Source organism: Bradyrhizobium sp. SPXBL-04, from assembly GCF_051853035.1.
Lineage (GTDB): Bacteria > Pseudomonadota > Alphaproteobacteria > Rhizobiales > Xanthobacteraceae > Bradyrhizobium > Bradyrhizobium zhanjiangense.
This window is the reverse complement of record NZ_CP182472.1, coordinates 7,431,946-7,444,593: the sequence shown is the minus strand read 5'-3', so window position 1 is coordinate 7,444,593 and position 12,648 is coordinate 7,431,946. Positions and strand designations below refer to the sequence as shown.

The 12,648-nt window shown below is 64.8% G+C and carries 13 protein-coding genes; all 13 read left to right on the top strand.

From position 1 onward, the window contains the following. Positions 1-3 precede the first annotated feature (3 nt). Positions 4-1,311, top strand: coding sequence for a MotB family protein (locus ACNJX8_RS35500; RefSeq protein WP_439358488.1), 1,308 nt, complete (start codon positions 4-6; stop codon positions 1,309-1,311). Continuing rightward, the gene (locus ACNJX8_RS35495) at positions 1,308-2,492 is read left to right on the top strand and encodes a chemotaxis protein (protein WP_439358487.1); all 1,185 of its coding nucleotides are present in this window, start codon (positions 1,308-1,310) and stop codon (positions 2,490-2,492) included. Before ACNJX8_RS35500 ends, ACNJX8_RS35495 begins: the two co-directional genes overlap by 4 nt. After that, entirely contained in the window at positions 2,489-3,808 is a 1,320-nt protein-coding gene (gene fliK / locus ACNJX8_RS35490) for a flagellar hook-length control protein FliK (RefSeq protein WP_439358486.1), read from the top strand. Before ACNJX8_RS35495 ends, fliK begins: the two co-directional genes overlap by 4 nt. Next, positions 3,759-4,340: a transglycosylase SLT domain-containing protein gene (locus ACNJX8_RS35485; protein ID WP_128943760.1), complete on the top strand. Its 582-nt coding sequence runs from the start codon at positions 3,759-3,761 to the stop codon at positions 4,338-4,340. Before fliK ends, ACNJX8_RS35485 begins: the two co-directional genes overlap by 50 nt. A gap of 90 nt (positions 4,341-4,430) precedes the next feature. Beyond that, entirely contained in the window at positions 4,431-5,660 is a 1,230-nt protein-coding gene (locus ACNJX8_RS35480; protein ID WP_439358485.1) for a flagellar hook protein FlgE, read from the top strand. A gap of 34 nt (positions 5,661-5,694) precedes the next feature. Continuing rightward, complete coding sequence (flgK, locus tag ACNJX8_RS35475; RefSeq protein ID WP_439358484.1) at positions 5,695-7,170, top strand: flagellar hook-associated protein FlgK; 1,476 nt, start codon at positions 5,695-5,697, stop codon at positions 7,168-7,170. A 3-nt stretch (positions 7,171-7,173) separates the two neighbouring features. Next, positions 7,174-8,220: a flagellar hook-associated family protein gene (locus tag ACNJX8_RS35470; RefSeq protein ID WP_091879856.1), complete on the top strand. Its 1,047-nt coding sequence runs from the start codon at positions 7,174-7,176 to the stop codon at positions 8,218-8,220. A gap of 70 nt (positions 8,221-8,290) precedes the next feature. Beyond that, positions 8,291-8,635 carry a flagellar biosynthesis regulator FlaF gene (gene flaF / locus ACNJX8_RS35465; protein ID WP_128956043.1) on the top strand — a complete coding sequence of 115 codons (345 nt, stop codon included), beginning with the start codon at positions 8,291-8,293 and terminating at the stop codon, positions 8,633-8,635. After that, complete coding sequence (gene flbT, locus ACNJX8_RS35460) at positions 8,635-9,045, top strand: flagellar biosynthesis repressor FlbT (protein WP_439358483.1); 411 nt, start codon at positions 8,635-8,637, stop codon at positions 9,043-9,045. The genes flaF and flbT overlap by 1 nt, the downstream gene beginning before the upstream one ends. Before the next feature lie 14 nt (positions 9,046-9,059). Beyond that, positions 9,060-9,482, top strand: coding sequence for a flagellar hook assembly protein FlgD (gene flgD / locus ACNJX8_RS35455; protein ID WP_091879847.1), 423 nt, complete (start codon positions 9,060-9,062; stop codon positions 9,480-9,482). Continuing rightward, on the top strand, positions 9,479-9,745 hold the full coding sequence (fliQ, locus tag ACNJX8_RS35450) for a flagellar biosynthesis protein FliQ (protein ID WP_027572776.1): 267 nt from the start codon (positions 9,479-9,481) through the stop codon (positions 9,743-9,745). Before flgD ends, fliQ begins: the two co-directional genes overlap by 4 nt. 70 nt (positions 9,746-9,815) lie before the next feature. Continuing rightward, entirely contained in the window at positions 9,816-11,897 is a 2,082-nt protein-coding gene (flhA, locus tag ACNJX8_RS35445) for a flagellar biosynthesis protein FlhA (RefSeq protein WP_128937932.1), read from the top strand. Beyond that, the gene (gene fliR, locus ACNJX8_RS35440) at positions 11,894-12,646 is read left to right on the top strand and encodes a flagellar biosynthesis protein FliR (protein WP_439358482.1); all 753 of its coding nucleotides are present in this window, start codon (positions 11,894-11,896) and stop codon (positions 12,644-12,646) included. The genes flhA and fliR overlap by 4 nt, the downstream gene beginning before the upstream one ends. Positions 12,647-12,648: the final 2 nt, after the last annotated feature.

The following is a 12,648-nucleotide window of genomic DNA, read 5'->3' as shown; positions in this document are numbered from 1 at the left end:
GCCATGAATGAGGTCAAGCCAGAGCTCGTGATCATCCGCCGGCGCAGCGCCTTCGACGACGAGAAGCCGCACGGTGGCGTCTGGAAGATCGCCTATGCGGACTTCATGACCGCGATGATGGCGTTCTTCCTGGTCATGTGGCTCCTCAATGCACTCAACCAGGATCAGAAGCAGGTGGTCGCGAGCTATTTCAATCCGATCAAGCTCGCGGAAAATGCACCTGCTCCGAAGGGTCTGAAGGACCTCTCCAGGAAGGAGCCGTCGTCATTCGAAGGCCAGGACGGCAGGCGTAAGCCGGCGGGGCCGAACGAAGAACGTCGCGGCGACTCGCCGACGGCGGAGAAGCCGCCCTTCTACGAAGAGAAGGTCCTGTTCCGCGATCCCTATGCGACGCTTGCCGAGATCGCCAACAGTGCGAACCAGGCTTCGGGCCAGCGGCGCGCCGGCGCCCTGACATCGGCCGAAGAGGACGGCCTCAAGGGCGGCGACGCTTACCGCGATCCCTTCGATCCCGGTTATTGGAAGCTGGCGCCGCAGGTGTCGAAGGACGCGGATCGCATCATCGAGAGCGAGCCGAAGCCGAATGTCTCCGCGGGCGATGCGTCCGGCACGGGTCAGGGCGAACCGCAGGCGCGCCGCGCCAAGGTGGATGATGCCGGCGGAAGCGTGGCGCCGAACGCGGATAGCTCGTCCGCAAGCCTGTCGCCCCTGTTGCCGCCTGGGCCTGCGCCGTCGCAATCCTCGCGCGAGGGCAGCGCCCAAGCGACCGCTCAGGCCAATGCTGCCGCGCAGGCGCGGCCCAACGATACGAAGGACTCCGAGCCGCGCGATGCGGCGCAAACGCAGCAGCCGACCGTCAAGCAGCTTCAGTCTGCGATCGCGGACGCGCTGTCGGACGTCAAGGCCGGCGCTGGACCGGCGGCCGAGGTTCGTCAGGTCGATGAAGGCCTACTGATCAGCCTGACTGACGATGCGAGTTTCGGCATGTTCGCGGTCGGCTCGGCGGAGCCGCGGCCCGAACTCGTTCGCGTGATCGACAAGATCGGCCCGCTGCTGACGAAGCGGCCCGGCATGATCATCGTCCGCGGTCACACCGACAATCGGCCGTACAAGTCGGAGACTTACGACAATTGGCGACTGTCGACGGCCCGTGCGCAGATGGCCTATTACATGCTGGTCCGCTCCGGCGTCGATGCGCAGCGGATCGAGCACGTCGAAGGTTACGCCGACCGGCGGCCGAAACTGCCGAACGATCCGGCGGCCGCGCAGAATCGCCGGATCGAGATCCTGATCCGGGAGAAGCGCGCTTGATCTGGCCGCTCCTCCGCACCGTCTTGCTGCTGCTGCCGTTCACGATGGCGGGCGCATTGGCTGAGCCGGCGCCGGCCCCGGTATCGGGGGAGCCGTATGAACTCGTGCGCGCATTGCAAGCTGTGCAGGACGGCATCGCCAATGGTGACACCGCGGCGCATGGCAACCACATCGCGCTGATCCGGCAGGTCGGCGAGAAATTTCTCGCCGCCGACGCGGACGTGTGGAGCAATCCGCGGAACGGCCAGGCTGTCGTCATCTATCTGCTCAGCGGCGGCGCGCCGCAGGTTGTGCGCAAGCTGCCGCGCGACAAGCTGAATGTCGACGAGCGACTGTTCAATGGTGCGCTGGCCTATGTCGAGGGCCGCCAGGACGAAGCGCGCGAGCTGCTCAAGGACGTCAAGCCGCGCACGCTTCCGTCGGGTCTGGGCGGGCAGGTCGCGCTGGTTCAGGGCGCGCTGTTCGCACGTGCTGAGGCCTCGCTCGCGATCGAGCGCCTTGACGACGCGCGCCTGCTCCTGCCCGGTACGCTCGTAGAGGAGGCGGCGCTGCGGCGCGAGATCCTGCTGGTTGGCCAGGCCGAGGAATTCGACAAGTTCGAGTTCCTGACGCTGGCCTATATCCGCCATTACCGCAACTCGATCTATGCCGGCGATTTCTGGCAGCGCTTCTCCACGGGCCTGACGCAATCGAGCCTCGCGCTCGACGACCGCCGCTTTGCGCGGATCACGGCCCTGCTGGAGCAGATCGATCGCGCGAGCCGCCTCAAGCTCTATCTCGTGATCGCGCGCGCGGCGATGCTGCGCGGACAGCTGGCCGTGACCCGGCTCGCCGGCGAGCGCGCGCTGACGCTCAGCGCCGATGCGTCAGCGGACCGCGAGCGTGCGCATTTCTTCCGTGGCGCCTCGCGGACGCTCACCGACGAGTATGACGGCGGTCTCGCCGAGCTGAAGGCACTCGACCGCTCGAAGCTGCCCGAGCGCGACGTTCCCGTTCTAAATGCGACGGTGCAGCTCGCGCTCGACGTCCGCAAGCCGTTCGCCGGCGGATCCGCGGCCGCAGCCGACAAGCCCCCGGCAACGCCGGCGCGCCTCGACCTTGCGTCATCGACTGCGACCATCGCGCGCGCGCAGAAGCAGCTCGGCGAACTTGAACTCCTCACCAGGGATCGCCGTCCATGACCAAGCTCAGCGGAACCTCCGGACAGCCATTCTCGGGCCTCGCCGAAAGCCTCAACATGCGCAGCACGTCGCGCTCCGGCAAGAGCGCAGGGGCGAAATCGTCGGCAGACTCGTCGTTCAACGATCTGCTCCACACCGTCTCCAATCTCGCCAAGCGCGCGCTCGACGATCAGGGCAGCGACACGAGCGCAAAAGCCGGAATACTGCGCACGCATCTGACGCACCCGATCGGGAAAGACACGGCGAAGGACGAGGCGACGCCCGACCGCATCTCAGCGGCTGACGAGCCCAAGTCCAGTCACAAGACCGGCGACCGGAAGACGGGCGAATCGTCGGAGACGGCAGATCCGGTCGACCCGACCGCAGCGGCGGACGTTACGAATCGGCCGGGCATCCCCGCGATCGTCGGACAGGAGCTCGCCGCCGTGCCGGCCGCGAAGCCGCAGCCGGCGGCGGTTGACAAGCAAGACGCGTCCGCACGCGACGAGCGCATGTCCACGAAGCGTGAGGTTCAGGCCGCCGGCACGGCGAAGATCGTTACAACCGAGTCCGCGCCGTCCGCTCTCGCTTCGGCCGGCACGCGTTCTCAGGATGCGGCGCTCCCGGCCGCACAGCAAGGCAGCGAGACATCGCCGAAGGCAATGCCGGCGCCTGGTTTCGAGGCGGTCACGGCCAATGTGGAGCGCGCCGTCAAAGCCTCGGCGCGGGATGCATTGCCGGAGACGACCAAGGTCACCGTGGTGCAGCAGGAGACCCATCTGCCACCGGCGCAGTTCAACGCGCCGCAACAGGTCGCCAACGCCGTCGTCGCCGAGCTGAAGGAATCCGCGACGACCTCTGCCACTGCCGATCCCGCAGCGTCCCAGACCAACGCGCTGGATCAGCCGCTCAAGATCCTGACCATCAATCTGGAGCCGCCGGCGCTCGGCAACGTCACCGTGCGCCTGCGTCTCGTCGGCGCCGAAGTGTCCGTCCACCTCGCGGCCGAACGCAAGGATACCAGCCAGATGCTGGACCAGCAGCGCGACTCGATCCGCGATCTCATGCAGTCGGCGGGCTATGTCGCGGACGTCGCGCCGGTCCAGCACGGCTCGCTGGACGGATTTCAGAGCAGCTACGGCCAGTCGCAGTCACAGCTTTCGAGCCAGCAGCAGCCGCCATCGCAGTCGCAAGGCTCGTTTGGTGGCGCCAGCACGTCGTCGGGGCAGTCCGACGGCGACGCGAAGCAGGCCCGGCAGGAGCGCCAGCCCAATCAGGAGACGCGTCATGACCAGGACGTGGCGCCGCAGATTCGTCGCGGCCCTGTTTATCTGTAACGCCGGCGCTGCCGAGGCGGCGGTCGACAACGCGCGCCCCTGCGAGCGCGAGATGGCGCGTGCGGCCCGGCAGCACGGGATTCCGCTCGGCATTCTCTATGCGGTCGGCCTTACCGAGACCGGGCGGCGCGGCGCGCTCCATCCCTACGCGCTCGGCGCCGACGGCCAGACCGTGTTCGCCAAGGACATGAACGATGCGATCGCGAATTTCGAAACCATGCGAAGCAAGGGCATCAAGCTGATCGACCTCGGCTGCATGCAGATCAATCACTATTATCACGGTGACAAGTTCGCCTCGGTGCGCGCGATGTTTGATCCGGCCAAGAACGTCGAATATGCCGCGCTCTTCCTGAAAGAGCTGAAGCAGCGCGAGGGCAGTTGGACCATGGCGGTCGCCCGCTACAATGCAGGGCCCAACAATCAGCCGGCGCAGAAGCGCTACGTCTGTCACATCGTCGCCCATCTCGTCTCCAGCGGCTTTGGCGCGTGGACCGACAAGGCGCGCTCGTTCTGTCAGCCGAAAACGACCTGACGACATCAAGTTGTGCACGGTTCCCCACCATCAGCCCCGCGCAAGCAAGAACCCTCATTGTAACTTCAACCTACCACAGGAGCCCAATCCATGAGCCTCTACGGCGTTATGCGCACCGGCGTTTCCGGGATGAGCGCGCAGTCCAACAAGCTGTCGACGGTCTCGGACAACATCGCGAACGTCAACACCACCGGTTACAAGCGGGCTTCGACCGAATTCTCCTCGCTGATCCTGAAGAGCGGCTCGGGCAATTACGACTCCGGCGCCGTCGAGACCACGGTCCGCTACGCCATCAGTGACGCGGGGCATACACAGTTCACCACGTCGACCACCGACCTCTCCATCCAAGGCAACGGCTTCTTCGTGGTGTCGAACGCCAACAACACGCAGCAGTTCATGACGCGCGCTGGATCGTTCGTGCCGGACTCCCAGGGCAATCTGGTGAATGCGGCCGGTTATTACCTCTTGGGCAAGCCGGGCAAGGTGGACATCTCGCAAAATACCCTCGGCGGGTTGCAGATCGTGAACATCGCGCAGGTGTCGCAGCAACCCGTAGCGTCAACGGCGGGGACGCTGACGACCGGCAATCTGGATCCAAAAGCGGCTGTCATTGCTGGTCCTCCCGGTCCGGCCTCATATTCATCGAAGAGCTCGATCGTCGCTTACGACAATATCGGCCGAGCCGTCACGATCGACCTCTATATGTCCCACACCGCAACGGCCGCCGGCTCGGACACCTGGCAGATGCAGGCCTATGATTCTGCGACCGGTACGGCGCTCGGCGCCGCCACCACCTATACCTTCGATACGACAACGGCCGGGAAAGGCGCGCTGGCCGCCGCAAGTCCGACAACTCTCGCGATACCGGTCCTCGGCGGCGCGACCGTGACCCTCGATGTGTCGAATTTGACGCAAGCCGGCACGGATTTCAGCTTCAAGACGACCGTCAACGGCAGCGTTCCGTCGGCCATCGACAAGGTCGACGTTGACGAGAATGGGTACGTGACAGCCATCCTCAAGAACGGCCAGCAGCTGTCACTGTTCACGATCGCAATTGCGGACGTGGCGAGCCCCGACAATCTCACGCCGGAACCGGGCAATGTTTACTCCACCAATATGAACTCCGGGAACGCGGAGGTCACGAATGCCGGCAGAGCTGGGCTCGGCACCGTCCAGTCCGGCTCGCTCGAAGACTCCAACGTCGATCTCGCGGACGAGCTCACCGGTATGATCGAGGCGCAGCGCGGCTTCACCGCGAACTCGAAATCGTTCCAGACCGGCGCCGACCTGCTCGACGTCGTCGTCAACCTGAAGCGCTGAATCCTCGAGCGCTCATCCCGGGCAAGAGCAAATCATGTCCCTTACCGCCGCTCTCGACTCCGCTCGTGCTTCGCTCATGGCGTCGGGCATCCAGTCGTCGACGATCTCGCGCAACATCGCCGGTGCCAGCACAGCCGGCTATTCGCGCAAGATCGCCGTGCTGGATAATCTTCCCAATGCCGGTGTTTATGTCGCGGCGATCCAGCGAGCCGCCAGCGGTGGCCTGTTCACCAACGTCCTGACCGCGACGTCGGCGTCCGCCAAGCAGAGCGCGATCTATGACGGTCTCCAGAAGATCGCGACCTCGACGGTGGACGATCCCGAGCTCGAGCAGTCGCCGACCGCCCAGCTCACCAAGCTGAAGCAGGCGCTCCAGCAATACGCGAACTCGACGGACAACGCGACGTTGGCGCAGGCCGCGGTGACCTCCGCCAAGGACATGGCGACCGCGCTCAACCAGGCCACCAAGACCGTGCAGTCGGTCCGCGAAGGCGCGGACGCCGACATGGCGACGTCGGTCGCCAATATCAATCAGCTCCTCACCCAGTTCGACAAGGTCAACACCGCGATCGTGAGGGGGACGATCTCCGGTGACGACGTCACCGACTATCTCGACCAGCGCGACAGCATCGTCTCGAAGCTGTCGCAGGAGGTCGGCGTCTCGATGTCGCTCCGCGCCAACGGTGATGCGGCGCTCTACACCGACAGCGGCGTCGTGCTGTTCGACAAGACGGCGCGAACGGTGAGCTTCACGGCGACCAACGTCTATACGCCGGGCACCACGGGCAATGCGGTCTATATCGATGGCGTCCCGGTCACCGGTGCCAATTCCGTGATGCCGCTCAAGACAGGCAAGCTCGCGGGGCTCGCCGAATTGCGCGACAACGCCACGGTCACCTATCAGAGCCAGCTCGACGAAATCGCGCGCGGTCTGATCGACGCCTTCAAGGAGGTCGACCAGTCCGGCGCCGCGCTGCCCGATGTGCCCGGCCTCTTCACCTATCCCGGTGCGCCCGCGATGCCCGCGAGCGCCACCATTTCGGTCGGCCTTGCCGGCACGATCAGTGTTGCCGCGTCGGTCGATCCGGCCTCGGGCGGCAACCCGAACCTGCTGCGCGACGGCGCGATCAGCGGCAACGCCGCCTATAATTACAACACGACCGGCAACGCCGGCTTCTCGGCGCGGCTCCAGCAGCTCATCAACGAGATGGACGCGCCGCAGCCGTTCGATACCACGGCGCAGGGCAAGCCGAGCGGCAGCGTGATCGAATTCGCGTCCTCCTCGGCGAGCTGGATCGAAAGCCAGCGCAAGGCCGCGAACGACAGCGTCAAGTACCAGAACACGTTGCTCGACCGCAGCACCGCGGCGCTGTCGAACGTCAACGGCGTCAACATGGACGACGAGATGTCGCTGATGCTGCAGGTCGAGCGCACCTATTCGGCATCGTCGAAGATCATTTCCACCGTCGATGAGATGTTGCAGAGCCTGCTGGCTGCCGTGGGGAATTAAGTCATGATGAGCGCGAACTACATCTCGACCTTGATGCTGTCTTCGTCCTTGAGGTCATCGATCACCAACAATCAGAGCGCGCTGAGCAAGGCTTCGAAGGAGGCGACCACGGGTCGCTTCGCGGACGTCGGCCTCGAGCTCGGCACGGGGACGGGTCGCGACGTGAGCTTGCGCGCCGAATTCAACTTCGCCGACCAGCTCGTCGATACCAACGAGCTCGTCGCGGGTCGGCTTGACGTGACGCAGAACCGGATCACCCAGCTCGGCTCGACCGCGTCGGACTTCCTCAAGAACCTGATCGCCGCCCGCGACGCCGACAGCGGCGCGCGGATCATCCTGCCGAGCGCGTCCGCCAATCTCCAGGATCTCATCGGCGCGCTCAACGTCTCCTATAATGGCTCGTACCTGTTCGGCGGCATCAATACGCAGACCCAGCCGGTCACGAATTACACCGCCGGCTCGGCCAGCAAGAACCAGGTCGACGCGGACTTCCTCGCGAGCTTCGGCTTTGCGCAGTCTTCGGCCAGCGTGAGCACCATCACTCCGGCGCAGATGCAGAACTTCCTCGACAACACCCTTGACACCGAGTTCGCGAGCCCGGCCTGGAACACCAACTGGTCGTCGGCGACAGACCAGACGCTGTCGAGCCGCATCTCCACGACCGAGGTCGTCGACAGTTCCGTCAGCGCCAACCAGCCCGGCTTCCGCAAGCTGGCCGAGGCCTACACCATGCTCACCGATCTCGGAAACACGAGCCTGAGCAAGGATACGTTCCAGGTTGTCGTCGACAAGGCCATCAGCCTCGTCAGCGGTGCCATCAACGATCTCGCCGTGCTCGGGGGCACGGTCGGCTCGATCCAGCAACGCGTCACCGGCGCGACCGAGAAGCTGAAGATCCAGAAGGACATCCTCAACGACCAGATCGTCAAGATGGAGGCGGTCGACCCGACCGAGGCCTCGGTCCGGGTCAACACCTTGCAGACCCAAATCCAGACGGCGCTCGCGCTCACCTCGCAGCTCCAGAAGATCAGCCTCATCAACTATCTCTGAGCCAAAGTTCGCTCGTAAGGCTCGCATCCTTGTCCTGTTATTCGGTCTCCCGTGCAGAGTGGTTCTTCTGATGACGTTTGAAGCCTATGAAGCGGTCGTCGACGAGAGTGGCCATGAGGCGCGGGGCCGCGAGCGGCAGGCACTCAGCCTCGGCATCGACCGGCTCGAACGGATTCAGCGAGGCGGATTCCGCCTCGAGGATCTGGTCGAGAGCCTGCTCTATGTCCGGCGGCTGTGGACGATCTTCATCGAGGATCTCTCGCATCCGGAGAATGGACTGCCAGACAAGCTGCGGGCCGACATCATCTCGATCGGCCTGTGGGTCGTCAAGGAAGCCGACCGCCTTCGCGAAGAGAAATCGAACGACGTGATGCAGCTCATCGAAATCAACCGCCTGATCCGAGACGCGCTTTGATGAAGATCTCCTTGCGGGCGGGCGAACGGATCTACATCAACGGCGCGGTGCTGCGCGTGGACCGCAAGGTCTGCGTCGAGCTCGTCAACGACGTGATGTTCCTGCTCGAAGGGCAGGTCATGCAGGCGTCCGACGCCACCACGGCGATGCGGCAGCTTTATTTCATCGTGCAGCTCATGCTGATGAACCCGACCGACGTCCGGGATGCGTCGGCGCTCTACGCGCAGCATCACGCGGCCCTGCTTGCGGTGTGCGAGAACGGCGAGATGCTCGACGGACTTGCCGCGGTCGACGAGCTGGTCGAGACGACCCGTTACTTCGAGGCGCTCAAGCGGATCCGGGCGCTGTTCCCGGTGGAGCAGGCGATCCTGGCCGGCGCCACCACCCATACCCCATTCGAGGCTGCCTGACAGCGGAGAACTAGATGAACGTCACGAGCGCGACCGACACGACCGGCAAGTCCTCCAGTTCGACCAGCTCCACCACGGCCACGTCGAGCAACAGCGTCGACTACAACACCTTCCTTCAGCTGCTCGTCGCCGAGATGAAGAATCAGGATCCGACCAATCCGATGGACACCTCGCAATACATGAGCCAGTTCGCGCAGCTCTCGACGGTCGAGCAGGCCATGCAGACCAATACGAAGCTGGATGCGCTGCTGTCCTCGCAGTCGTTGTCGCAGGCCAACGGGCTGATCGGAAAGACCGTCAGCTTCACCGACTCGACCGGCGCCAGCTTCAGCGGCAAGGTCGCTTCGGTCTCCATCAACAGCGACGGCTCCATCGCGACCCTCGAGAACGGCACGAAGGTCGCCGTCGGGCCCGGGCTCACCATCAGCCAATCATGAACGAGCGGGACGCCCTCGACATCGTCCAGGCCGCGATCTGGACTATCATCGTCGCCTCCGGGCCCGCGGTCGGTGCCGCAATGCTCGTCGGCACCGTCATTGCATTGATCCAGGCCCTGACCCAGATCCAGGAAGTGACGCTGACCTTCGTCCCGAAGATCATCGTCATTCTCCTGGTCGTCGCCGTCTCCGGCTCGTTCATCGGGGCGCATCTCTCCACCTTCACCGAGATGGTCTATTCGCGGATCGAGCACGGCTTCTGATCTCCGAGGCCACCACCCTCGCGTAAGCTTTGCACGGCAGATTACCGGGCGGATCCTCTGCCGGTGACCCATGGCCGATACGTTAGCTGCTAGCCTGCCAAGCCCGCGCCGCCTCGGGGCGGACGCCTTCTTCGCGGGCGGTATCGTGACCATGCTCACGATCCTGTTCCTGCCCATACCGCCGATCCTGATCGATCTCGGCCTCGCTTTCTCCATCGCGCTCTCGGCGCTGATCCTGATGGTCGCGCTGTGGATCCAGCGGCCGCTCGACTTCTCGGCCTTCCCGACCGTGCTGCTGATCGCGACGATCCTGCGCCTCGCACTGAACGTCGCGACGACGCGCCTGATCCTGTCGCGGGGCGGGGAGGGCGAACAGGCCGCGGGCTACGTCGTCGCCGGATTCTCGAAGTTCGTCATGGGTGGCGACTTCGTCATCGGCCTGATCATCTTCGCGATCCTGGTGACGGTGAACTTCGTCGTGATCACCAAGGGCGCGACGCGTATCGCCGAAGTCGGTGCCCGCTTCACCCTGGACGCCATCCCCGGCAAGCAGATGGCGATCGACGCGGATTTGTCGGCGGGCCTGATCGACGACAAGGAAGCCCAGCGCCGGCGCCGGGAGCTCGAAGAGGAGAGCGCGTTCTTCGGCGCCATGGACGGCGCCTCGAAATTCGTCCGTGGCGACGCCATCGCCGGCCTGATCATCACCGCGATCAACATCTTCGGCGGCATCATCATCGGCGTCACCCATCACGGGCTGACGCTGTCGCGTGCCGCCGACGTCTACACGAAACTGTCCGTCGGCGACGGCCTGGTGTCGCAGATGCCGGCACTGATCGTGTCGCTGTCGGCAGGCCTCCTGGTCTCCAAGGGCGGCACCAGGGGGTCGGCGGAGCAGGCCGTGCTGCGGCAGCTCGGCAGCTATCCGCGCGCGGTATCCGCCGCCGCGCTGATGATGTTTGTGCTCGCCTTGATGCCGGGGCTGCCGATGGCGCCGTTCGTGCTGCTCGGCGGCGTCATGGCCTTCGTCGGCTATTCGCTGCCGAAGCGGCAGGCGGCGCTGAAGCAGAAGGAAGATGCGCGCAAGGCCGACGAACGTGCCCAGGCCGATGCCAAGGAATCCGTCAAGGAGCAGCTCAAGACCGCGGAGATTGAGCTGGCGCTCGGCGGCCATCTTTCGGTCCATCTCCTGGGCTCGCGCACCGAGCTTGCGCACCGCGTCGCCAAGATCCGCAAGAAGTTCGCCAAGCAGTACGGCTTCGTCATTCCGGAGATCAAGCTCAGCGACAATCTGTCGATCGATCCCAAGGGGTATCAGATCCGGATCCACGACACGCGCGTCGCCCATGGCGAGCTCAGGCTCGGCGAGGTGCTGGTGCTGGTCGACAAGGACGGAAAGCCCGATGTCCCCGGCGAAGAGGTGATCGAGCCCGCCTTCGGCATGAAGGCGCTGTGGGTGACGGAGGCCTTCACCGACGAAGTCAAGCGGCAGGGCTGCAAGCCGGTCGACAATCTGTCGGTGCTGCTCACGCATCTCAGCGAGGTGATCCGGGCGAATCTCGCCCAGCTCTTATCCTACAAGGACATGCGCGCCCTGCTCGACCGGCTCGATCCGGAATACAAGCGCCTGGTCGAGGATCTCTGCCCGTCGCAGATCTCCTATTCGGGGCTGCTGGCCATCCTGAAGATTCTGCTGGCCGAGCGCGTGTCGATCCGCAACCTTCACCTCATCCTCGAGGCGATCGCCGAGATCGCGCCGCATGTTCGGCGCTCCGAGCAGGTCGCAGAGCATGTGCGGACACGTCTAGCCCAGCAGATCTGCGGCGACCTCTCCGACAACGGCGTGCTGAACGTGGTCCGCCTCGGCAATCGTTGGGACTTGGCGTTCCATCAGAGCCTGAAGCGCGACGGCAAGGGCGACGTCGTCGAGTTCGACGCCGATCCACGCCTGATCGAGCAGTTCGCGACCGAGGCCAGCGCGGCGATCCGCAAGTTCACCGAGAACGGCACCAGCGTGGTGCTGGCGGTGACCCCCGAAGCCCGTCCCTATGTCCGGATGATCCTGGAGCGGGTGTTCCCGACCTTGCCGATCCTGTCGCATGTCGAAGTCGCGCGCAGCGCCGAGATCAGGGCGCTCGGAGCCGTATCGTGATCAGCGGCCTCGCCGACAGCGTGCTGGTGACGTTCATCGTGTTCTGCCGCATCGGCGCCTGCCTGATGCTGGTGCCCGGCTATTCCAGCATCAACGTTCCGGCCCAGGTCCGCCTGTTCGTCGCGCTCGTAACGACGTTCGCGCTGGCGCCGATCCTGATCGCGGTCCTGAAGCCGCTCACGGACAACGCGGCGCCGCTGACGCTCGCGCTCCTGATCTGCTCCGAGCTCGTGGTCGGCAGCGTCATCGGTCTCGGCGGGCGTGTGTTCTTCCTCGCGCTCCAGACCATGGCGACCGTGATGGCGAGCGCGATCGGACTGAGCAACATCCCGGGCACGCCGGTCGGCGATACCGATCCGGCGCCGGCCCTGGTGCCGCTGATCATGGCGGCCGTCACCACGCTGTTCTTCATGACCGACCAGCATTGGCAGGTGCTGCGCGGGCTGATGAACTCCTACGACGTCTGGCATCCCGGGAACAGGCTCGGCGGCAGCATGGCGCTCGACCAGCTCGTCGGCCGCCTCTCGGAAGCGTTCGTGCTGACGCTGCGCATCACCAGCCCCTTCATCGTCTATTCGGTCATCGTCAACCTGGCGGTCGGCCTGATCAACAAGCTGACGCCGGCCATACCGGTCTACTTCATCTCGGTGCCCTTCGTGCTGTTCGGCGGCTTCCTGCTGCTCTACCTCACCAGCGACGAGCTGCTGACGCAGTTCATGCTCGGCGTCTCGTCATGGCTGGCGGAGTGATG